The sequence below is a fragment of the Kocuria salsicia genome (genome assembly GCF_007681555.1).
GTDB classification, from domain to species: domain Bacteria; phylum Actinomycetota; class Actinomycetes; order Actinomycetales; family Micrococcaceae; genus Kocuria; species Kocuria salsicia.
Genome location: NZ_VELE01000002.1, coordinates 22,350 through 44,087, shown reverse-complemented (window position 1 = coordinate 44,087; position 21,738 = coordinate 22,350). Strand labels below are relative to the sequence as shown.

Genomic DNA, 21,738 nt, shown 5'->3' with positions numbered 1-21,738 from the left:
CCATGAGTGACTCGTCACGCTACGATGCCCGCCGCCGCCGGGCCACGGCATCTCGCCGTGGCCCGGCGGCGGCGTCCGCGTCGCGGTCCGCGGCCGACTCCACCCCGTCGGGGAACGCGCTCCCCGAACCCGCCTCCTCGGGGCACGCGCTGTTCGCGGTTCCTCCCGTGGCGCAGCACCACGCCGAGCCGGGGGAGGGGCCGGCGCTGGTCCCTGAGGGCGGATCAGAAACCTCCACCGGTGAAGCACACGGCGGGGAAGACCTCGGGGTGCGCGAGCGCGCCCGGTCGATCGTGCTGCGTCAGCTGACGGCATCGGCGAAGTCACGGCGCCAGCTGGAGGACAAACTGGCGGACAAGGACATCCCGGACGACGTCGCCGGGGAGGTGCTGGACCGCCTCGAAGAGGTCAACCTCGTGGACGACCGCGCTTTTGCGGCGATGTTCGTCCGTTCGCGGGCTGAGACCCGGCGCCTGTCCCGGTCAGCGCTGCGCCGTGAACTCTCGCACCGGGGGATCATCGGTGAGATCGCGGAGCAGGCCCTGGACCAGCGCTCGGACGAGGACGAGCTCCGGGACGCCCACGAACTCGTCCGCAAGAAGCTCCCAGCTACCCTGGATCCGAGCGACCGCAAAGAGTACGAGAAGCTCACCCGCAGGCTGGTGAGCATGCTCGGCCGGAAGGGGTACGCACCGGGGCTCGCGTTCGCCGTTGTGAAGGAGGAGCTGGCGGACCTCGGATCGGCGGGAGCCGGGGAAGAACGGCCGGACCTGGACGGCGCGGACGTGTGGGACACCCCCTGAGCCGCTAAGGTGCCGAGGTGCTGAGGGCACGCCCGGTGCAGTTACTGGCCCGCATCTCGCCACCGCCGGAGCTGACTGACGCCACCGGGGGAGAATTTGACCCGATCCCTAAAATGAGGGGGTGACTCAGATGCCCCGGTCGGTTCAGCCGCAACCCCTCCAGCCCTCCGCCCCGTACAAAGCGTTCGACGCCCGCGAGGCTGCGCCGACCTACGAGGTGCGCACCCTGGGGTGCCAGATGAACGCCCACGACTCCGAGCGCATCACCGGTCTGCTGGAGACCGCCGGCTACGTTCCGGCCGTGGGCCGGGAGCCGGACCTGGTCGTCTTCAACACGTGCGCGGTGCGGGAGAACGCGGACAACAAGCTCTATGGCCAGCTCGGTCAGCTCGCACCGGTGAAGCGTCGCAACGACCGGCTGCAGATCGCCGTGGGCGGTTGTCTGGCCCAGAAGGACCGCGCCACGATCGTGGAGAAGGCACCGTGGGTGGACGTGGTCTTCGGCACGCACAACATCGGCTCTCTGCCGGTGCTGCTGCAACGGGCCCGTCACAACGAGCAGGCCCAGGTGGAGATCCTCGAGTCTCTGGAGACGTTCCCCTCTGCGCTTCCCACCAAGCGCGAGCAGGCCTACGCCGGATGGGTGTCGATCTCCGTGGGGTGCAACAACACGTGCACGTTCTGCATCGTCCCGCAGCTGCGCGGCAAGGAGAAGGACCGCCGTCCCGGGGACATCCTTGCCGAGGTGCAGGCCCTGGTGGACTCCGGTGCGGTGGAGGTGACGCTGCTCGGGCAGAACGTGAACTCCTACGGCGTCGAGTTCGGAGACCGCGGCGCGTTCGCCAAGCTGCTGCGCGCGTGCGGGGAGATCGAGGGGCTGGAACGCGTGCGGTTCACGAGTCCGCACCCGGCGGCGTTCACGGATGACGTGATCGACGCCATGGTCGAGACTCCCAACGTGATGCCGCAGCTGCACATGCCGCTGCAGTCCGGTTCGGACCGCATCCTGAAAAACATGCGCCGCTCCTACCGCTCGAAGAAGTTCCTGGGGATCCTGGAACGTGTCCGCGCGAGCATTCCTGGCGCGGCCATCACCACGGACATCATCGTGGGCTTCCCCGGGGAGACGGAGCAGGACTTCCAGGACACGCTGGACGTGGTGGCCGCCTCCGAGTTCTCCTCGGCATTCACGTTCCAGTACTCGGTGCGCCCCGGCACCCCCGCGGCAGAGATGACCGACCAGGTGCCCGCGGCCGTTGTGCAGGAGCGCTTCGAGCGTCTCACGGCGCTGCAGGACGAGATCAGTGCCCGCCTGAACCGTGAGCTGGTCGGTTCCCGCGCGGAGGTCCTCGTGAGCGCACAGTCGGGCCGCAAGGCGCAGAGCACCCACCGGCTCTCGGGCAGGGGCCGTGACCAGCGCCTGGTCCACTTCAGTGTGCCGGAGGGCGCACCCCAGCCGAGGCCGGGGGACGTCGTGAGCGTCCCCGTGACGAGCGCAGCGGCCTACCACCTGCTCGCGGATCCCCGTGACGTCTCCGAGTACGAGCTGCGCCGCACCCGCGGTGGGGACGCCTGGGAGGCGGCGCAGGCCGAGTCCTGCGCCGCGCCTTCGTCGTCCGGGGCACCGGGGCCAGTGGGCCTCGGCATGCCGTCCCTGCGGAGACCCTGAGCCGTGCCGGCAGTGGACGGACAGGCGGGCCCCGACGTCGTGAAGCAGCCGGATGCGCCAGGACGAGGCCCGGACGGCCCGCCGCTCGTAGCCGTCGTGGGTCCCACCGGCACAGGGAAGTCGGACCTCGGCATTGCCCTGGCCCACCGGCTGGACGGGGAGGTCGTCAATGCGGACGCCCTGCAGCTCTACCGGGGAATGGACATCGGCACGGCCAAGCTCCCGCCCGAGGAACGGGGCGGGGTGCCGCACCATCTGCTGGACGTCCTGGAGATCCACGAGGAGGCCTCCGTCGCCGCGTTCCAGCGTGAGGCCCGCCGTGCCATCACGGAGATTGTCGGCCGGGGCCGCGTGCCGGTCCTCGTGGGAGGTTCCGGTCTCTACGTCCGCGCGGTGCTCGACGACATCGAGTTCCCCGGCACTGACGCCGGCATCCGTGCGCGTCTCGAGGCGGAGCTGGCCCGGCACGGGCGGGCACCCCTGCTGGAACGGCTGGCCGCCGTGGACCCGGAGTCTGCCGCTCGGGTCAAGGACGAGCGGCGGCTGGTCCGGGCGCTCGAGGTCCACGAGCTCACGGGCCGACCGTTCACGTCCTTCATGCCGCGTCGGCACTACGTGCGGCCCACCGTCCAGGTGGGCCTGGGCATGGACCGGGAGGTGCTCGCCGAGCGCCTGGCCCGCCGTGTGGACGTCATGCTCGAGCGCGGCTGGCTTGAGGAGGTGCGTGCCCTGGAGGCACGGGGGCTGCGGGAGAGCCCTACAGCGGGCAGGGCCCTGGGGTATCCGCAGCTGCTGGCCGTGCTGGACGGCACCCTCGACCTCGAGCAGGCGCGCGAGCAGACTGTGGTGGCGACGCGCCGGTTCACCAAGCGGCAGCGCACGTGGTTCGGCGCCGACTCGCGGGTCCACTGGCTCGACGCCGCCACCCCCGGCGGGGTGGACGAGCTCGCGGACCGCGCGGGCCGTGCTGCGCGGTCAGTAGGATGACGGGCATGACGGAAACAAGTGAGGCAACGGGCGGCGCCGCGCACTGGCGGGAACTGGCGGGAGTGCGCGTCAGCAAGGCGCACGGCACGGGCAACGACTTCGTGGTCTTCACGGACCTGGACGGCTCGCTGGACGTCTCTGCGGACACGGTGGCCGCGGTGTGCGACCGGCATCTGGGACTCGGCGGGGACGGCCTCATCCGTGCCGTGCGTGCCGAGCACGTGCCGGAGGGCCGTCGGCTCGCCGAGCGGTCGCCGAACGTCGAGTGGTTCATGGACTACCGCAACGGGGACGGCTCGGTCGCGCAGATGTGCGGCAACGGCGTGCGCGTCTTCGTGGACCATCTGGTGCGGGAGGGCCTCGTCACCCTGCCACGCGGAGCCCGGCTTCGGATCGGCACCCGGGCGGGCGTCCGCAGCGTCGCGCGCACCGCGGACGGGTACGCGGTGGACATGGGTCCCTGGAGCTTCGAGCACGGTGACGCCGCTCGTGAGCGTGGTTCCGACTGTCTGGTCTCGGTCTCGGGCCTCACAGTCCAGCGCCCGGGGATCTCGCTGAGCATGGGCAACCCGCACACGGTCGTCGCGCTGTCCGAGGGAGAGAAGCTGGACGCCCTGGACCTGCACACTGCGCCGGTCGTGGACCCGGCGCCGGGAGACGGCACGAACGTGGAGTTCGTGGTGCCCCTGGAGCACGACGACGACGCCGTGGGCCGCATCGAGATGCGCGTGCACGAGCGCGGGGTCGGGGAGACCTATTCGTGCGGCACGGGTGCGTGCGCCGCCGCGGCCGCCACGCGCTTCTGGGGCGGGCAGGACTCACCGGACCGCTGGTTCGTGCGGGTTCCCGGGGGAGTGCTCTCGGTCACCTTCGTCCCGGCCCCGGACGGCACGGAGCACGTGGTGCTGGCCGGCCCGGTGCGAGTGGTGGCCACCGCCGAACTTGTGTGAGGCGCGGGGTGGCCGCGCGGCGTCGCCGGGCGTTCCTTGGCCGTGCGTGCCGCGGTCCGGTGGGTGGCTGTACTTGCTGCCCACCCACCCACCTGCCCGCACGGGACCACGCCAGGGCCCGGACGCACTGCGCGCCATCGCCTGCTCCTGACCGCACACGTGGGGCCAGGCCGCGCGGGGTCAGTCCCTTTCCACCGCAATGATCCGGAAGCCCTTGTCCGTGGCCGCGCGGCGCACGTGGAAATCCTCCGGCAGGGTTTCCCGCAACCAGCGCTGGAGAGTGTCCCCGCCGAGGTTCTTCTGCACCACGAGCCACGCGGTGCCGCCGGGAGCGAGCCGGGGCAGCCACTGGGAGAGGATCTGGTGCAGGGCGTCCTTGCCCACCCGGATGGGCGGGTTGGACCAGATGGTGTCGAAGGTCAGCTCTGCGGGGACGTCCTCGGGAAGGAAGGTCTGCACGCCCGTGAGGCCCAGTCCCTGCGCGTTGGCCGCGGTCAGGGCGAGGCTACGCTCGTTGACGTCCACGGCCGTGACGCTCGCCTCCGGGTCGGCCTGGGCCAGCGCGATGGTCAGTGGGCCCCAGCCGCAACCGATGTCGAGGAAGGATCGCCCCTGGGGATCCGGGACGTTGCGCAGCAGTGCCGCCGTTCCCTTGTCCAGCGCCCCGGGGGAGAAGACTCCCGCGTCGGTGCCTACCTCCACGGTGCGTCCCCTCAGCTCCGCTGTGATCCGGCGCGGCTTCTGTGCCACGGCCGGGTCGGAAACGAAGTAGTGCTGCGCGGCGGGCTCGGGGGTCATGGCTCCACATGGTAGTGCCCGCCCGGGGTGTGTCGGTGCCCGGCGCTAGACTGTCAGCACTGACCACCCCTTCCGAACACAGGAATACATGACTGAATCTCACACCCACCGGGACGCCGCGCCGCAGGACTCCGCGCAGCCCGGTGACCTGACCGGCCCGCAGCTCGAGGACGTCGTCTCGAGGGTTCTGGCCCGCGCACGCAGCCGCGCCGAGGCCCCCCTGGCCGCAGCCGGCTCCCATCCGGCCGACGGTGACGTCGCCGTGACAGAGAGCGGGGCCCGCACCAGCCGCGAGCACCTGGGGCGCGCCCGAGAGCTGGCCGCGGAGAACGAGCACCACGGCGTCGGCGACGGCGAGCAGCAGGACCTCGCGGAGCGTCACGCCCTGCGCCGCGTCGCGGGGTTGTCCACGGAGCTCGAGGACGTCACCGAGGTCGAGTACCGCCAGCTGCGCCTGGAGCGCGTGGTTCTTGCCGGCGTTTTCTCGAGCGGCACCCTGGCGGACGCCGAGAACTCCCTGCGGGAACTCGCCGCCCTGGCGGAGACCGCCGGCTCCGAGGTCATGGACGGCCTGCTGCAGCGCCGCGTGAACCCTGACCCCGGCACGTACCTCGGCTCGGGCAAGGCACTCGAGCTCAAGGATGTCGTGGCCGCCACGGGAGCGGATACCGTGGTCGTGGACGCTGAGCTCGCCCCGTCCCAGCGCCGTGCTCTGGAGGACGTGGTCAAGGTCAAGGTCATCGACCGCACCGGACTCATCCTGGACATCTTCGCGCAGCACGCGAAGTCCAAGGAGGGCAAGGCGCAGGTCGAGCTCGCGCAGCTCGAGTACATGCTTCCCCGCCTGCGCGGCTGGGGCGACTCCCTCTCGCGCCAGGCCGGTGGCCGTGCCGCGTCCGGCGAGGGCATCGGCAGCCGCGGCCCCGGTGAGACCAAGATCGAGCTGGACCGCCGTCGCATCCGTCAGCGCATGGCCAAGTTGCGCCGCGAGATCGCGGGAATGAAGCCGGCCCGCGAGACCAAGCGGTTGAACCGTAAGCGCAATTCCGTTCCTTCCGTGGCCATCGCCGGCTACACCAACGCGGGGAAGTCCTCCCTCCTGAACCGGCTCACGGACGCCGGGGTACTCGTGGAGAACGCGCTGTTCGCCACGCTGGACCCCACCGTGCGCAAGGCCGAGACCCCTGACGGTATCGGCTACACCCTCGCGGACACGGTGGGCTTCGTGCGCTCGCTGCCCACGCAGCTGGTCGAGGCGTTCCGCTCCACGCTGGAGGAGGTAGCGGATGCGGACGTGATCGTGCACGTGGTGGACGCCTCTCACCCGGACCCCGAGGGCCAGCTCAAGGCAGTGCGTGACGTTCTCACGGACGTGGGGGCGAACAGCATCCCCGAGATCGTGGCGCTGAACAAGGCGGACGTCGCGGATCCCGTGGTCCTCGCGCGTCTGCGCAACCACGAGAACCCCTCGGTGGCCGTCTCCGCTCGCACGGGAGAGGGGGTCGAGGAGCTGCAGCGCCTGATCGCGGCCGCCATCCCGCGCCCGGACCACGAGCTGGAGCTGATGGTGCCCTACGTTCACGGGGAGGTCGTCTCACGGCTGCACGCCCAGGACGCCGAGATCCTGCGCACCGAGCACACGGAGGACGGCACCCGGCTGCACGTGCGGGTGCGCGAGGACCTCGTGGCGGACCTCGAGCCCTACCTGGTCCCGGGCGCGGAGGATCCCGCCGGCGCATGACCTCCGTGTTCATCGACGAGACCGGGGCGGACATCTCGGACGTCCGCCCGGAGTCCCTGCCCGGGGGTGCGGACGCCCTCGAGTTGCTGGACGCCGCCGTCGCCGCCCTGGGAGGCCAGCGGCGGGAAGGGCAGCGCTTCATGGCCGCGAAGGTCGCCGAGGCGCTGGAGACCCGCAGGCACCTGCTGGTGCAGGCCGGCACGGGCACGGGCAAGTCCCTCGCGTACCTCGTGCCGGCGTTGCGCCACGCCCGGAACGCGGACAAGCCCGTAGTCGTTGCCACCGCCACGCTCGCCCTCCAGTCCCAGATCACCGGCCGCGACGTCCCCCGTCTGCTGGACGCCCTCGAGCACGAGCTCGACGAACGCCCGACCGTGGCCCTGCTCAAGGGTCGTTCCAACTACGCGTGCTTGCACAAGGTGGAGGGCGGCTACCCGGAGGATGACGACGCCGCGCTGTTCTCCGTGCCCGGCACGGCCACCGGCGGTGCCGGCTCCGGGGCGGAGCGTCCCCTTGGTGGGCTCGCCCAGCAGGTGGTGCGGCTGCGGGAGTGGGTCGGGTCCACCGAGACCGGTGACCGGGACGATGTCCAGCCCGGTGTCTCGGACGCCGCGTGGCGCCAGGTCTCGGTCACCGCGAAGGAGTGCCTGGGGCGCAAGTGCCCCCTGGTGGAGGAGTGCTTTGCCGAGCGGGCGCGGGCCCAGGCGGGAGAGGCGGACGTGGTGATCACCAACCACGCGCTGCTCGCGATCAACGCCTTCGAGGGACTCGCGGTGCTGCCCGAGCACGACGTCGTGATCGTGGACGAGGCGCACGAGCTGCGCGACCGTGTCACGGGAGCCGTGACGGCGTCGTTGTCCGCGGCGGCCGTGCGCGCGGCGGGAACCGGTGTGCGCAAGCACACGGCCGCCTCCGGCGAAGCGCTTGAGCGCGCCGCCGAGGCCTTCGACCGTGCCTTCGAGGACGAGCAGTCCGGGCTGCTGCCCCGCGGTTTCACCGAGGAGCAGGTCTACGCGGTGCGGGGAGTCCAGGACGCCGCCCGCACGGGGCTGAGCGAGACCAAGGGGGAGAGCAAGGGAGAGGACGCCGGGCGGCACGCCGCGCGATCGCGGCTCTCCGAGCTGCTCGACACCGCCGAGCGGATGCTGGGCGCGGACACCACCAGGGACGTCCTGTGGATCTCCAGGGTGGGCAGGTGGAGTCCCGGAGCCGGCTACGAAGGGGCCGGCCCGGGGGAGCCCGCCACCCTCAACATTGCACCCCTCAGCGTGGCCGGGCCCCTGCGGGAGGGGCTGTTCGACGGTCGCACAGTGGTCCTGACTTCCGCCACGCTGGCCGTGGGCTCCTCCTTCGCCTCCGTCGCCGGATCTCTCGGGCTGCAGGGCCCCGGGGCACCGAAGTGGCGCGGCGTGGACGTCGGCAGCCCCTTCGACTACCGCAGCCAGGGCATCCTCTACGTGGCGAAGCACCTGGCGAAACCGGGGCGCGGAGTATCGGACGAGCAGCTCGACGAGCTGCTGGAACTCCTCGAGGCGTCCGGCGGAGGGGCGCTCGGACTCTTCTCCTCCCGCCGCGCCGCTGAGGACGCTGCCGAGGCGCTGCGAGAACGCACGGGGCTGCCCATCCTGTGCCAGGGGGACGCCTCCCTGCCCTCGCTCGTCAAGGAGTTCACGGACGACCCCGCGGCAAGTCTCTTCGGCACCATGAGCTTGTGGCAGGGGGTCGACGTTCCCGGGCACTCCTGTCGGCTCGTGGTGATCGACCGGATCCCGTTTCCCCGCCCCGATGATCCGCTGGGCACCGCGCGCACGCGTGCCACGGAGCGGGCGGGAGGTAACGGGTTCATGACGGTCTCCGCGTCCCACGCCGCGGTGCGGCTCGCCCAGGGTGCCGGTCGGCTGATCCGCTCGAGCGGGGACCGCGGCGTCGTCGCCGTGCTGGACTCCCGCCTGGCCACGGCCCGGTACGGATCCTTCCTGACCCGTTCGCTGCCTCCCCTGTGGCGCACGACGGACCGGCAGACGGTGCTCGGCGCGCTGAAGCGCCTCGATGCCTCCTGACGGAGCCCCCGGGCTGGACCTGGCTGTGTGGCGGGTCGAGGCGGGTACCGGCAACGCCGACGCTGCCTCGCCCTGACGGAACCACTGGAGGGCACGCGGGTGCCACCGCGGTCTGGGTGACGACGACGCAGGGTGGCTGCGCGCCGATGCTGCTGCGATCCCACGTGTGGGTGGGTGCCCCCGTGGCGGTGACGCGGTGGGGTGGCTGGTCCCGGGCCGGACTACAGGGCGCGGAAGACGGAGACGACCTTGCCCATCACTGTGGCGTGGTCGCCGAGGATCGGCTCGTAGCGCGTGTTCTGCGGCAGCAGCCAGGTGTGCCCGTCGCGCTGGCGGAATGTCTTGACAGTGGCCTCGTCGTCGAGCAGGGCAGCCACGACGTCGCCGTTCTCCGCCGAGTTCTGCTGGCGGACGACCACCCAGTCGCCGTCGCAGATGGCGGCGTCGATCATGGAGTCGCCGGAGACCTTCAGCATGAACAGCTGGCCGTGACCCACGAACTGACGCGGGAGGGAGAAGACGTCCTCGACCGACTGCTCGGCCGTGATGGGCCCACCGGCGGCGATGCGTCCCACGAGGGGTACGGAGACCATGGCGGAGGACTCGTCCGCGGAGGGGAGGTCTCCGATCGTGTGGACGGACGGGGACGGAAGACGGCCGGCCATCTCCCCGCGGGCCTCGGGAGCATCCTGCTCGGCCCCCAGGTGGCGGTTCAGCTCCTCGGCGCTGAGCGGACGGAGCACCTCCATGGCGCGCGGGCGGCGCGGATCGCGGCGGAGGTACCCCCACTTCTCGAGCTGGCCGAGCTGGTGCGTGACGCTGGAGAGGGAGGCCAGACCCACGATGTCCCCGATCTCCCTCATGGACGGCGGGTAGCCCCGTGAGGCGATGGAGCGCTGGACGGCGGCCAGGATCCTGGCCTGCCGCGGGGTGAGCGAACGCGCGCGGGTCTCTGCCGCGCGGCGATCCGGGGAAGAAGTGCTCACGTGCGGGTCCTTTCGCCGTGTCACGCGGTGCGGTGGTGTCCCAGGGGGACGGCGCGGCGCTGGGGCGCTTATGCGTGTCGGAGATGTGGGGTCGACTGACTGCTGTGTGACCTCGAGCTTAACCCGCGAAAGGCCGCCGATTCAAATATGTGTTCGAAAACAGCCTCGACAGTGTTCGTACATCCGTGCTAGAACTGAAACCTGTCATTCGAAGGTGTGTTCTACGAACGCAGTACAGGATTCGAACACCGCCGCCGGGAGGTGGCGCCGCCCCGATCACCAGGAGGTTGTCGTGACCGCACTCATCATGCCGAGGTCCCTACGTCGCGGTGCCGCCGCACCCGTGTCCCGCCTCTCCCGCGCCGCCCGTCGCGCGGCCACGGTCGCCGCTCCGGCGGCCACCCGCGGGGCGAGCACCGTGCGCGCAGCCGGAGCGAGTGCCCGCGGGCGCCGCCCGGAGGGGGCGAGCGGGAGTGCCGGGTCCGGCGTTCACCTCACCCGCCGAGGGCGCTTCCTGCTGATGGGGCTCCCGTTCGTCACCGGTGCCGCGGCGCTTCTCGTGGTGGCTGCGGTGTTCCTCCTCCCGGCCACCGTCAAGGCCTCCACTGACAGCGTGGCGGAACCCGTCACCCGCAGCGTCACCGTGCAGGCGAACCAGACGCTGTGGGAGATCGCTGCCTCCTCGGAGCCCCAGCGCGACACCCGCGAGGTCATGAGTGACATCGCGGAGCTCAACGGGCTCTCCTCGCCCTCGCTCATGGCCGGACAGGTCCTCGAGGTGCCGGCCCGCTGATGCCCTCCGGGGCCCGGGGACCCGGATCGGAGCAGTTGCCGCCGGTTTGCCCCGGTGGCCGGCAACTCGTAACCGCATGGAGAACGTCCTCGAAGAACTTCCTCGGAGAAGTTCATAGACTGGGGCGGTGAACAATCCCGCCGCACCCCTCGACTCCCTTCCGCTGCGCGACGACCTGCGCGGAATGTCCCCGTACGGGGCTCCCCAGCTGCAGGTCGCGGTCGCGCTGAACACGAACGAGAACACGCATCCCGTGCCGGACGACGTCGTGGAGGCCATCACGAGGCGCGTGCACGAGACGGCCGTGTCCCTGAACCGGTATCCGGACCGCGACTTCACGGACCTGCGCCGCGCACTCGCAAACTACCTGGGCCACGGTCTCACCGAGGACAACCTCTGGGCGGCCAACGGCTCGAACGAGATCCTGCAGCAGATCCTCCAGGCGTTCGGGGGCCAGGGCCGCTCCGTGTTGAGCTTCGTCCCCACGTACTCCATGTACCCCCTGCTGGCCCTCGGTACCGGCACGGAGTTCACCGCGGGGAGTCGCGCCGAGGACTTCTCGCTCTCTGCAGAGTCGGCCGCGCAGCAGGTGCGGACCCACGCACCGGACGTCGTCTTCCTGTGCTCGCCGAACAACCCCACGGGTACCGCCCTGGGCCTGGACGTGGTCCGTGCCGTGTACGAGGCGGGGGAGGACGCCAACACCGTGGTGGTCGTGGACGAGGCGTACGCAGAGTTCGCGCGCTTCGGCACGCCGTCCGCTCTGACCCTGCTGGAGGGCCGGCCCCGACTGATCGTGACCCGCACCATGAGCAAGGCCTTTGCGCTGGCCGGCGCCAGGCTCGGGTACTTCGCAGCGGCCCGCGAGGTCGCTGATGCCATGCGGCTCGTGCGCCTGCCCTACCACCTCTCGAGCGTCACCCAGGCGACGGCACTGGCGGCGCTGGCTCACCACGAGACGCTCCTGGCCACGGTGGAGGACGTCAAGATGCAGCGGGACCGGATCGTGGACGAGCTCAAGCGCATGGGCCTGACCCCGGCGGAGTCGGACTCCAACTTCGTCTTTTTCGCGTGCCACGGGGACGCCCACGACATGTGGCAGGCGCTCTTGGACCGGGGCGTCCTGGTGCGCGACGTCGGCATTCCCGGCCACCTGCGCGTCACGGCCGGCACGGAGGCAGAGACTACCGCGTTCCTCGAGGCCGTGGAGGACCACCTGTCCGTCCACTGACGAGGCGCCCGGGCCGGGCGGCACGAGGCCAGCAGTCACCTGGGGCTGACCTGGCGCGACTGGCCCGGTGCTGGACGAGGGGACGGTGTCCATCCGGCCCACGACGCAGTACCGTCGGCGCGGTTCAGCCGGTCGGGGGGCCCGCCTAGAATGGAACGGTCCCGTGAAGGGTCGCGGGACACGAACACCAAGGAGTCAACGCAGCACATGAGCGCAGCCGAGAAGCAGCGAACCGCCAGCGTGGAGCGCGTGACGAGTGAGTCCACGGTGCGCGTGAGCGTCAACCTGGACGGCACGGGGACGTCGCGGATCGAGACGACCGTCCCGTTCTACGACCACATGCTCACCGCCCTGTCCAAGCACTCCCTGATCGACCTGGACGTCCAGGCGCACGGTGACACGGACATCGACGTCCACCACACGGTGGAGGACACGGCGATCGTGCTCGGAGAGGCGCTGCGCGAGGCTCTCGGGAACAAGCGCGGGATCCGCCGTTACGGGCAGGCCACCGTGCCGCTGGACGAGGCCCTGGCCTCCGCGGTGGTGGACGTCTCCGGGCGTCCATACACGGTGCACCTCGGGGAGCCGGAGGGGCAGCAGTACCACCTGATCGGCGGGCACTTCACCGGGTCCATGACCCGTCACGTCTTCGAGTCGCTGGCCCACCACGCACAGCTGTGCCTGCACGTGGAGCTCCTCCGCGGCCGGGACCCGCACCACATCGTCGAGGCCCAGTTCAAGGCCCTGGCGCGGGCGCTGCGCGAGGCTGTGGAGCTGGATCCGCGCATGGCAGGCTCCATCCCATCCACGAAGGGGTCACTGTGAGCGGGGTGGACACCGGGGTGAGTGACGCCCCCGACGTCGTCGTGCTGGACTACGGGGCGGGCAACGTCCGCTCCGCGGTCCGGGCGCTCGAGGCGGCCGGGGCGCGCGTGAAGCTCAGCGCGGACCCGCGCGACGTCGCGGACGCGGACGGTCTGCTCGTCCCGGGCGTGGGTGCCTTCGAGGCGGTCATGTCCGGGCTGCGCGCCGTGGACGCGCCGCGTCTGATCGACCGCCGTCTCAGCGGGGGCCGCCCGGTCCTGGGCATCTGCGTGGGGCTGCAGGTCATGTTCGAACGCGGTGTGGAGCATGGACGCGAGTCCGAGGGGCTGGGCCAGTGGCCGGGCACGGTCGAGCGGCTGGCTGCTCCCGTCGTTCCCCACATGGGCTGGAACACGGTGCAGCCCCCGGAGGGTTCCGTGCTGTTCCGCGGCCTGGAGGACGAGAGGTTCTACTTCGTGCACTCCTACGGGGTGCAGGACTGGGCGTTCGACCAGAGCATCGAGCAGATGTCCCCGCCGGCCGTCACGTGGGCCAAGCACGGAACCCCATTCGTGGCCGCGGTGGAGAACGGTCCGCTGAGCGCCACCCAGTTCCACCCCGAGAAGTCCTCTCGCGCGGGCCTCGCGCTGCTGCGCAACTGGCTCGCCACGCTCCCGCGCACCGGCCGCATGCAGGGGCGCATGCCCGCCACCGGATCGGAGGTCACCCCGTGACACCCTCACTCCTGGTGCTCGTGGCGGGGGCGTTCTTCGTGGGAGGCGCCATCTCGTTCCACCAGCAGCGCAAACCCCTGTGGTCGGTGATCCTGATCGCGGTCATCGCCGCGGCACTCATCGGCTACGGAGCGTACTCGTGGTCCGTGAGCGTGTGAGGCCCCACGGCCCAGACGCCCCCGGACACCCACCGACACCCTGAGCGCGCCACCCGGCGCTGACGCGAGGAGAGACATGACCGAGACCACCGAACCCCGCCTCGAGCTGCTGCCGGCGGTGGACGTCCAGGGAGGGCAGGCCGTACGCCTCGTCCAGGGCGAAGCCGGTTCCGAGACGGGATACGGAGATCCGCTGGAGGCGGCGCGCTCGTGGCAGGATGCCGGGGCCGAATGGCTGCACCTGGTGGACCTGGACGCCGCGTTCGGTCGCGGCGACAACATCGAGGTGCTACGGCGCGTCGCGGAGAACCTGCACCTGAAGATCGAGATGTCCGGCGGCATCCGGGACGACGAGTCCCTCGAGCGGGTCCTCTCCCTGCGGCCTGCGCGCATCAACCTCGGCACCGCGGCCCTGGAGAACCCGGAGTGGACCCGCCGGGTGATCGCGGAGCACGGGGACCTGATCGCCGTGGGTCTGGACGTTCGCGGCAGCACGCTCGCGGCCCGTGGCTGGACCCGTGACGGTGGGGACCTCTGGGAGGTCCTGGACCGGCTCGAGGCGGACGGCTGCGCTCGCTACGTGGTCACGGACGTCACCAAGGACGGCACCCTGCGGGGCCCGAACACCGAGCTGCTCGCGGAGGTGGCGCGGCGCACCGACAAGCCCGTGGTGGCCTCCGGCGGCATCTCCTCGCTCGAGGACATCGCGGCCCTGCGCGAGCTCGTGGCCACGGGAGTCGAGGGAGCCATCGTGGGCAAGGCCCTCTACGCGGGAAGGTTCACGCTCTCCGAGGCCCTCGCAGTCGCCGGTCGCCCCGGTGCCTGAGACCCCGGACGCCCGCCCCCTGCCTCCGCACATCGCCGCCCAGCTGCGGTCGGCGGGCGGTGCCACGGACACCGGTGGACAGATCTGGGAGGGTCGGAACCTGGGGGAGGGGACCAGCCACGCCCACCAGTTCTCCAAGGATCCCGGTACCGCGGACCCGAGGCTGGAGCGCGCACTCTCCGCCTGGCGCGAGGGGCGGCTGGGTGAGCAGGACCTCGTGGCGGCCCTCGGATCCGCGCGCGTCTTCGTACCCATCGTGGCGCGGGTCTCGCAGTCCCACATCACCGAGGACGGGCTGGTCTCCGACAAGGAGGCGGACATGGCCCTCGTGAGCCTCACGGCCTCGGACGGCCGCGCCGCGCTGCCCGTCTTCACCTCGACGGCGGCGCTGCAGGCCTGGAACGCGCAGGCCCGTCCCGTGGCCGTGGAGATCCGCCGCGCAGCACTGTCCGCGGTGCAGGACGGTTCCTCGATGCTCGTGATCGATCCCGGAACGGATCCGGCGTTCGTCGTGCGCCGACCGGCACTGTGGGCGGTCGCACAGGGCCAGGAATGGACGCCGTCCTACCGTGACTTCGCGGTGGACGACGCCGTGGTGCGCGCCGGCCTTGGCATCGACGGTGTGCAGGCCGCCCTCGCCGGGCCGGGGCGCGGTCTCGCCGCGCTCCGCGCGGACGGCACCCCTCTCACGGGCGGGGGCGAGGGCCCGGAACTGACCGTGACCCTGCAGCTGCGCGCGGGCATGTCCCAGCACGAGGTTCGGGCCGCTGTGGAGCGCTACCAGCAGCGGCTCGCCGCGGAGCAGGTCATGGCGGACGCCGTGGACTCGGTGGAGCTTCGTCTCATCTCCTGATGTGCTGCCCGCACGGCAAGAACGGCCCACGACCGGCGTGGTCGTGGGCCGTTCGCGTGCAGGGTGTGCCCGGCGTTGCGACCGCAGCAGTTGTCAGCTGTAGACGGGGCCGGTGAACTTCTCGCCCGGGCCCGCGCCCGGCGCGTCCGGGAACGGGGAGGCCTCGCGGAAGGCCAGCTGCAGGGACTTCAGTCCGTCACGCAGGGGTCCCGCGTGCTGCGAGCCGATCTCCGGAGCGGCGGCCGTGACGAAGCCGGCCAGCGCCGTGATGAGCTTGCGCGCCTCGTCGAGGTCTTTGAGCTCCTCGGCGTGCTCGTCCGCGGCCAGGCCGCACTTCACGGCGGCGGCACTCATGAGGTGCACTGCGGCGGTGGTGATGACCTCCACCGCGGGAACCTCCGCAATGTCGCGCATCTGCCCCTGGACCGCGTCCACCGTGTCATCGGGGAGGCCGAGGGTCTCGGCGGGGGGGTGCTTGTGGTCGGCGGGAGGGGTGCCGGGGTTGTCGGTGAATTCGTAGCGCTCGGAGCGCGGTGCGTCGGACATGCGTCCCACTGTAGAACAGCGCCGCCGAGGAGACAGGGGGCGGCGACGGCGCACGGCCCGCCCGACGTCGACCACGGGCCCTCCTCCGCCTCCGCGTCCAGCCAGGCCCGCTCCCGGCACCCCTCTCGGCCCAGGCTGGCCGAGAGGGGTGCCGGTGCGCTATCATGGACGACAGTGTGCAAGCGGAGGCGACTCCCACCCGTCACCGACTGCTCCACGAGAGATCGAGGAGCGACAGGTGCTCGGGTTCGTGACCGAACGAGCACTTCCCGGTAAGTCCGGGAAGAGTGCCCGACTCATCGGTCCACAGTGTGGTTTTTACCTCCGCTCGCGCGTGCCGCAGCGGAGGTTTTTTCGTTGCGGTCGAGGACCCGACAGCGGGACAACCCACAATCCTAGGAGCTTGGCATTAGCGATCCACGTATCAATGACAGAATCCGTGTCCCGGAAGTCCGTCTGGTCGGACCTGGCGGCGAGCAGGTCGGCATTGTGCGCGTCCAGGACGCCCTGCGGCTGGCCCGTGAATCGGATCTCGATCTGGTCGAGGTCGCCCCGAATGCCAAGCCCCCGGTGGCCAAGCTCATGGACTTCGGCAAGTACAAGTACGAAGCCGCGGTCAAGGCCCGTGAGTCCCGCAAGAACCAGGCCAACACGGTGCTCAAGGAAGTGCGTTTCCGTCTGAAGATCGACACGCACGACTACGAGACCAAGGTGGGCCACGCCAAGCGCTTCCTCTCCGCGGGGGACAAGGTCAAGGCCATGATCCAGTTCCGCGGCCGTGAGCAGCAGCGCCCCGAGATGGGTGTCCGCTTGCTGCAGCGTCTCGCGGACGACGTCGCGGACGTCGGCGCGGTGGAGACCACGCCCCGCGTGGACGGCCGCAACATGGTCATGGTGATCGGCCCGCTGAAGAACAAGGCGGAGGCCCGTGCCGAGGCCCGCAAGCAGCAGCAGCGTGAGAAGTCCAAGGCGGACAACGAGCGCGGGCAGCGTGTGGACACCTCCTCCGCGGAGTCGGTGACCCAGTCCATCGGGGACGCATTCCCCGAGGAACTGCGCCGGGCGGCGTCGGCCCCTGCCGAGGAGAAGCCTGCCGCGCAGACCGAGGCTCCCCAGACGGCTGCCCCCGAGGCACCCGTGGAGTCCGCCCCCGTGGCGGCCGAGGACGAGGTCAAGGCCACCGTGGCGCCGGCGAGCGAGACGACGGAGACCGTCGTGGAGCCCGCGGCCGAGGAGAAGGCTGCCAAGCCGGCGGCTGAGGCCAAGACCGAGCCCGCTGCGAGCAAGCCTGCGGCGTCGGCGAAGCCTGCCGCCGCTGCAAAGCCCGTCGCGTCGGCCAAGCCGGCGGCGAGCAAGCCGAGCGCTGCTGCGAAGCCCGCGGCCCCGAAGCCTGGTGCTCCCAAGCCGGGCGCCCGTAAGCCCGGCCCGGCCAAGAAGTAGCGCCGCACAAGGATTGACAGCGTCGGGCGTGTGATCGCCCGGCATCAGCATGGCCGCGGCCCCGTGCCGCGGCCCGCCGGTGTGTGACACCGGTCGATGGAGAAGGAGACGGCCACCATGCCGAAGATGAAGACCCACAGTGGGACGAAGAAGCGTTTCAAGCTGACCGGTTCGGGCAAGGTCAAGCGCCAGCAGGCGAACCGCCGCCACTACTTGGAGCACAAGTCCTCGCGCCTGACCCGCCGTCTCGCGGGCGATCAGATCGTCTCCACCCCGGGCGAGGCCAAGGTCATCAAGCGGATGCTGGGCAAGTAGGCCCTCTTTCGTCCCCTCAGAAGTTCGTCGCGGCAGCGCGGCGGGTAGACATGTTCCGGCTCGGGCCGGAACCGAACCGTTAGGAGTACACACGTGGCACGTGTGAAGCGGGCAGTCAATGCTCACAAGAAGCGTAGGGAAGTCCTCGAGAAGGCGTCGGGCTACCGCGGACAGCGTTCGCGCCTGTACCGCAAGGCCAAGGAGCAGATGCTCCACTCGTACACCTACTCGTACAACGACCGCCGGAAGAAGAAGGGTGACTTCCGCCGGCTGTGGATCCAGCGCATCAACGCCGCGTCCCGCGCCAACGGCCTGACCTACAACCGCCTCATCCAGGGCCTGAAGGCCGCTGAGGTCGAGGTGGACCGCCGCATGCTGGCCGAGCTGGCCGTCAACGACGAGACCGCCTTCGCGGCCCTGGTCCAGGTGGCCAAGGACGCCCTGCCGGAGGACACCTCCGCGCCGCGCGCCGCCGCCTGAGCACTCTCGTGACGTTCGTCGAGCGCCTGGACAACCGGCTGCTGTCCAATCTCCGAGCCGATCGGGTGAAGGACGTGGCCGCGCTGACCAGGCGCTCGACGCGTTCCAGGCGCGGCCTTTTCCGGGCTGAGGGCCCGCAGAACGTGCGTGAGGCCGTGCGTCTCGCGCTCGTGGCGAGCAATGATCCGGTTCCGGGCCACGAAGCTGCGTTCCACTCGCCGTCGGGCTCTCAGGAGACGGGCGGGTCTGGGCCTGCGCTTCCCGCCCTCGATGCTGTCTACGTGACCCTCGAGGAGCTGTCCCGGCACCCGCGGATTGCCGCAGACCTCGAGCAGCTCGACTCCCGCGGTGGCGTGTTCGTTCGCGCGGTGACGCCGGAGGTGCTCTCCGCGATGACCGACGCGGTCACGCCCCAGGGCATGCTGGCCGTGTGCCGGCTTCCGGAGGGGACGACGACGCCGTACCCCGCCTTCCTCGATCTCACGTGCGTCCTCGTGCGCGTCCAGGACCCCGGCAACGCCGGCACGGTGGTGCGGGCCGCGGATGCCGCCGGGGCGCAGATCGTGGCGTTCACCACGGGTAGCGTGGATCCGTTCAACCCCAAGGCCGTTCGCTCCAGCGCGGGCTCCCTCTTCCACGTCCCGGTGCTCACGGGACTGGACCTCGACTCCTTCACCGCCGCGGCGCACACCGCCGGAGTGACCGTTCTGGCCGCGGACGGCCGCGCGGACACGACCGTCGACGAGCTGGCGGACGCCGCGCTGCTGCGCCACGCCGGCTTCGAGACCTCGTCCGCCTCACCCGTCCAGCTGGAGCAGCCGACCGCCTGGCTCTTCGGCAACGAGGCGCAGGGTCTGGACGCGCACGAGCGCGGCCTGGCCGACGCCGCCGTCGCCGTGCCGCTGCACGGGCGCGCGGAGTCCCTCAACGTGGGCACCGCCGCCACCGTCTGCCTCTACGCCTCGGCCCGTGCACAGCGCCGAGCCGCGGCTGGGCCCTTCCCGGGGGCCGCAGCGTGAGTGGCACCCCGGATCCAGAGGACCCGGACGCCACGGCAGTATGGCCGGCGGGGGCGGCCGGCCGTGGCACACGCGTCGTGGGCGCAGCCCTCCTCGACGCGGCCCGTCGGCCGACCCACGTGCTCGCGGCGCAACGCGCCTATCCGACCGAGCTGCGCGGCCTGTGGGAGTTCCCCGGGGGCAAGCAGGAACCGGGTGAGTCCGCCCTCGACGCTCTCGTGAGGGAATGTCGCGAAGAGCTCGACCTGCGGATCCGCCTCCTGGACGAGGTCACGCCTCCCGCATCGGACGGCTGGCCACTCGCCGGAACGGCCGTGATGCGCGTCTTCACCGCCGTCGTGGACAACGGCGGGAGCTTGGGGTCTGCGGTTCCGGACCCCGTCGGCGCGCCCACGGACCAGGATGAGCCCACGAGTCAGGACGTGCACGCGGGCCCCGGAACCCCCGTGTCCCCGAGTGGGGACCACCTGGAGGTGCGATGGCTGCCCCTCGCGGACCCTGCGCAGATTCTCGGACTACCGTGGATCCCCGCAGACCTGCCCATCGTGGCGGCGCTGCTGGAGATGCTGCGAACGGAGTGAGCATGACAGACCCCTCGTCCGACCGTGCCGAGGACCGGGGGCACCGGCCGCGCGGCCGGCACCGCGCGGAACGGAACGGCGTCAGGCAGAACGCCACCGGCCCCGAGGCCGTTGGTGGGACCGTCGCCGCCGAGAACCGGCCCGGGGACACCGGAACCACCGGGGGTCTCGGTGCGGGCAACACGGTGGCAAGTGCGGCGTCGTCGGCCCCCACGGGTGGTGGCGCGGACGGATCCGCGTCGACCTCCCCGGAGGCCAACCACCGGGCGTGGGGTGCCCTGTGGGCCATGGTGCTCGGCTTCTTCATGATCCTGGTGGACGCGACGATCGTCTCCACTGCCATACCCGCCATCACCGCCGGGCTGGGCACCGACATCTCCGGGGTCCTGTGGGTCACGAGCGGGTACCTGCTCGCCTACGCCGTGCCGCTGCTGATCACCGGGCGGCTGGGGGACCGGGTGGGCCCGCGCACCGTGTACCTGTGGGGCCTCGGCATCTTCACGGCCGCGTCCCTGTGGTGCGGCCTGTCGCAGGACATCTCAGGGCTCGTGCTCGCGCGCGTGGTGCAGGGCCTCGGAGCGGCGCTGATGACGCCGCAGACCATGACGATCATCACGCGGATGTTCCCAGCGCGCAGCCGCGGTGCTGCCCTTGGGATCTGGGGTGCCACCGCGGGCGTGGCCACGCTGGTGGGGCCACTGCTCGGCGGGGTGCTCGTGGACCTCGCGGGGTGGCGCTGGATCTTCTGGGTCAACGTACCCGTGGGGATCTTCGCCCTGTGGCGCGCGTGGACACGCCTGCCGAAGCTGCCGGTGCGCTCCCACTCGTTCGACGTCCCCGGGGTGCTGCTCTCCGGAACGGGCCTGTTCCTGGTGGTCTTCGGCATCCAGGAGGGGGAGACCTACGACTGGGGAACCGTGGTGGGTCCCATCACGGTGTGGCTGCTCATCGGCTCGGGGCTCGCCGTGCTGGGGGCGTTCGTGGTGTGGCAGCGGTTCACCCCCGCCGAGCCTCTGGTGCCGCTGGGCCTGTTCCGGGACCGCAACTTCTCGCTGGCGAACATCGCGATGGCGGCGGTGAGCCTGACCGTGAACTCCATGATCATCCCGGCGATGCTGTACCTGCAGGTGGTGCGCGGACTGAACCCCACCGTGGCGGCACTGAGCTACGCGCCCATGTCGCTGCTCTCGGCGTTCCTGGCCCCGGTCGTGGGCCGCGCCCTGACGCGGGTGGCCCCCCGCAGTCTCGCCCTGCCCGGGATGCTCGTGATGGCGGCCGGCTTGGCGGTCTACGCGTTCGCGCTGCGCCCCGGGACCCCGGTGCCGCTGCTCGCGGCGCTGACGCTCGTGATCGGGCTGGGCAGCGCCATGATCTGGTCCCCGGTGTCCCTGACCGCCACGGCGGATCTGGGCCCGGAGGTGGCCGGTGCCGGTTCAGGTGTCTTCAACGCCACCCGACAGGTGGCTGCGGCGATCGGCTCGGCCGTGGTGGCCGTGCTGATGCAGTCCCGGCTTGCGGCGAACCTCCCGGCCGGCGCGGGAGCCGGCGAGCTCGGAGCGGCCAGCACCGCGGGCGGTCTTCCGGCACCGCTGCAGGATGCGTTCTCCCTCGCCATGACGCAGTCGCTGCTGCTGCCGGTGGCCGTGCTACTCCTGGGCGGGCTCGCCGCGGCGTTCTTCCACCCGCCGCACTGGCACACCGGGCACGTTTCCCGGAGGGGCTCCGGGGACAGCTCCCGGCAGGGCACCGCGCACGCCACTCCGCGGGGCCCTGGACGCAGCGTCGAGCAGGGCTGAGCCCGGCGGGCGGCCCGGACGGCGACGTCGTCGGGCCCGTGGGCCTCGCGGGCGGCGGTGCCCGCATCCACTAGACTGACCGTGCCCGTCCGCCGAGGCGGCGGGCCCCACCCGTACCCCGCGGTTGCCGAGCACCCGGGAACGGGTCCACCCCGTCCGCGAGAGCAG

22 protein-coding genes are annotated in these 21,738 nt (G+C 71.3%); 19 read left to right on the top strand and 3 right to left on the bottom strand.

Annotation, left to right across the window (positions count from 1 at the left end; all coding sequences use genetic code 11):
• Positions 1-2 precede the first annotated feature (2 nt).
• The 4 genes from FS770_RS05020 (at position 3) to dapF (ending at position 4,409) form a co-directional block, all read left to right on the top strand.
• Positions 3-803 (top strand): regulatory protein RecX, encoded by an 801-nt coding sequence (locus FS770_RS05020; protein WP_222126489.1) that lies wholly within the window; start codon positions 3-5, stop codon positions 801-803.
• Positions 804-933: 130 nt separating this feature from the next.
• Positions 934-2,472, top strand: a complete 1,539-nt coding sequence (gene miaB / locus FS770_RS05015; RefSeq protein WP_244944785.1) for a tRNA (N6-isopentenyl adenosine(37)-C2)-methylthiotransferase MiaB — start codon at positions 934-936, stop codon at positions 2,470-2,472.
• Between the two features lie 39 nt (positions 2,473-2,511).
• Entirely contained in the window at positions 2,512-3,459 is a 948-nt protein-coding gene (miaA, locus tag FS770_RS05010; protein ID WP_144942443.1) for a tRNA (adenosine(37)-N6)-dimethylallyltransferase MiaA, read from the top strand.
• 5 nt (positions 3,460-3,464) lie between these two features.
• Positions 3,465-4,409, top strand: a complete 945-nt coding sequence (gene dapF, locus FS770_RS05005; protein WP_144942250.1) for a diaminopimelate epimerase — start codon at positions 3,465-3,467, stop codon at positions 4,407-4,409.
• A 180-nt stretch (positions 4,410-4,589) separates the two neighbouring features.
• On the opposite strand, the gene FS770_RS05000 is transcribed toward dapF, so the two are convergent.
• Entirely contained in the window at positions 4,590-5,207 is a 618-nt protein-coding gene (locus FS770_RS05000; RefSeq protein ID WP_144942249.1) for a class I SAM-dependent methyltransferase, read from the bottom strand.
• An 88-nt stretch (positions 5,208-5,295) separates the two neighbouring features.
• Between FS770_RS05000 and hflX the strand changes: the two genes are divergently transcribed.
• Both hflX and FS770_RS04990 read left to right on the top strand, forming a co-directional pair.
• A complete protein-coding gene (gene hflX / locus FS770_RS04995; RefSeq protein WP_144942248.1) occupies positions 5,296-6,948 on the top strand; it encodes a GTPase HflX in 1,653 nt (550 codons plus the stop codon).
• Positions 6,945-9,008 carry an ATP-dependent DNA helicase gene (locus FS770_RS04990; RefSeq protein ID WP_144942247.1) on the top strand — a complete coding sequence of 688 codons (2,064 nt, stop codon included), beginning with the start codon at positions 6,945-6,947 and terminating at the stop codon, positions 9,006-9,008. The genes hflX and FS770_RS04990 overlap by 4 nt, the downstream gene beginning before the upstream one ends.
• A 221-nt stretch (positions 9,009-9,229) precedes the next feature.
• Here the strand turns inward: FS770_RS04990 and lexA are convergent, their stop codons facing one another.
• Positions 9,230-9,994, bottom strand: coding sequence for a transcriptional repressor LexA (gene lexA, locus FS770_RS04985; protein WP_144942246.1), 765 nt, complete (start codon positions 9,992-9,994; stop codon positions 9,230-9,232).
• Positions 9,995-10,286: 292 nt separating this feature from the next.
• Here lexA and FS770_RS04980 point away from each other — a divergent pair, with 292 nt between their 5' ends.
• From FS770_RS04980 to FS770_RS04955, 7 genes are all read left to right on the top strand, one after another.
• Entirely contained in the window at positions 10,287-10,787 is a 501-nt protein-coding gene (locus tag FS770_RS04980; protein ID WP_244944759.1) for a LysM peptidoglycan-binding domain-containing protein, read from the top strand.
• A gap of 127 nt (positions 10,788-10,914) precedes the next feature.
• Positions 10,915-12,018: a histidinol-phosphate transaminase gene (locus FS770_RS04975; RefSeq protein ID WP_144942245.1), complete on the top strand. Its 1,104-nt coding sequence runs from the start codon at positions 10,915-10,917 to the stop codon at positions 12,016-12,018.
• Between the two features lie 207 nt (positions 12,019-12,225).
• Positions 12,226-12,843, top strand: a complete 618-nt coding sequence (hisB, locus tag FS770_RS04970) for an imidazoleglycerol-phosphate dehydratase HisB (protein ID WP_144942244.1) — start codon at positions 12,226-12,228, stop codon at positions 12,841-12,843.
• A 17-nt stretch (positions 12,844-12,860) separates the two neighbouring features.
• Entirely contained in the window at positions 12,861-13,556 is a 696-nt protein-coding gene (hisH, locus tag FS770_RS04965; protein ID WP_244944758.1) for an imidazole glycerol phosphate synthase subunit HisH, read from the top strand.
• Positions 13,553-13,714, top strand: coding sequence for a hypothetical protein (locus FS770_RS13670; protein ID WP_186366700.1), 162 nt, complete (start codon positions 13,553-13,555; stop codon positions 13,712-13,714). The genes hisH and FS770_RS13670 overlap by 4 nt, the downstream gene beginning before the upstream one ends.
• A 76-nt stretch (positions 13,715-13,790) precedes the next feature.
• On the top strand, positions 13,791-14,540 hold the full coding sequence (priA, locus tag FS770_RS04960; protein WP_144942242.1) for a bifunctional 1-(5-phosphoribosyl)-5-((5-phosphoribosylamino)methylideneamino)imidazole-4-carboxamide isomerase/phosphoribosylanthranilate isomerase PriA: 750 nt from the start codon (positions 13,791-13,793) through the stop codon (positions 14,538-14,540).
• Entirely contained in the window at positions 14,533-15,393 is an 861-nt protein-coding gene (locus FS770_RS04955; protein ID WP_144942241.1) for an SseB family protein, read from the top strand. The genes priA and FS770_RS04955 overlap by 8 nt, the downstream gene beginning before the upstream one ends.
• A gap of 93 nt (positions 15,394-15,486) precedes the next feature.
• Here FS770_RS04955 and FS770_RS04950 read toward each other — a convergent pair whose 3' ends face one another.
• Entirely contained in the window at positions 15,487-15,939 is a 453-nt protein-coding gene (locus FS770_RS04950) for a DUF1844 domain-containing protein (protein WP_144942240.1), read from the bottom strand.
• A gap of 408 nt (positions 15,940-16,347) precedes the next feature.
• Between FS770_RS04950 and infC the strand changes: the two genes are divergently transcribed.
• The 6 genes from infC (at position 16,348) to FS770_RS04920 (ending at position 21,570) form a co-directional block, all read left to right on the top strand.
• Positions 16,348-17,379, top strand: coding sequence for a translation initiation factor IF-3 (infC, locus tag FS770_RS04945; RefSeq protein ID WP_144942239.1), 1,032 nt, complete (start codon positions 16,348-16,350; stop codon positions 17,377-17,379).
• 117 nt (positions 17,380-17,496) lie between these two features.
• A complete protein-coding gene (gene rpmI / locus FS770_RS04940; protein ID WP_144942238.1) occupies positions 17,497-17,694 on the top strand; it encodes a 50S ribosomal protein L35 in 198 nt (65 codons plus the stop codon).
• A 93-nt stretch (positions 17,695-17,787) separates the two neighbouring features.
• Positions 17,788-18,174 (top strand): 50S ribosomal protein L20, encoded by a 387-nt coding sequence (rplT, locus tag FS770_RS04935; protein WP_055085659.1) that lies wholly within the window; start codon positions 17,788-17,790, stop codon positions 18,172-18,174.
• 8 nt (positions 18,175-18,182) lie between these two features.
• A complete protein-coding gene (locus tag FS770_RS04930; RefSeq protein WP_144942237.1) occupies positions 18,183-19,193 on the top strand; it encodes a TrmH family RNA methyltransferase in 1,011 nt (336 codons plus the stop codon).
• A 77-nt stretch (positions 19,194-19,270) separates the two neighbouring features.
• Positions 19,271-19,774 (top strand): NUDIX domain-containing protein, encoded by a 504-nt coding sequence (locus FS770_RS04925; protein WP_244944757.1) that lies wholly within the window; start codon positions 19,271-19,273, stop codon positions 19,772-19,774.
• A gap of 287 nt (positions 19,775-20,061) precedes the next feature.
• Positions 20,062-21,570: an MDR family MFS transporter gene (locus FS770_RS04920; RefSeq protein ID WP_144942441.1), complete on the top strand. Its 1,509-nt coding sequence runs from the start codon at positions 20,062-20,064 to the stop codon at positions 21,568-21,570.
• The last annotated feature ends 168 nt before the right edge of the window (positions 21,571-21,738 follow it).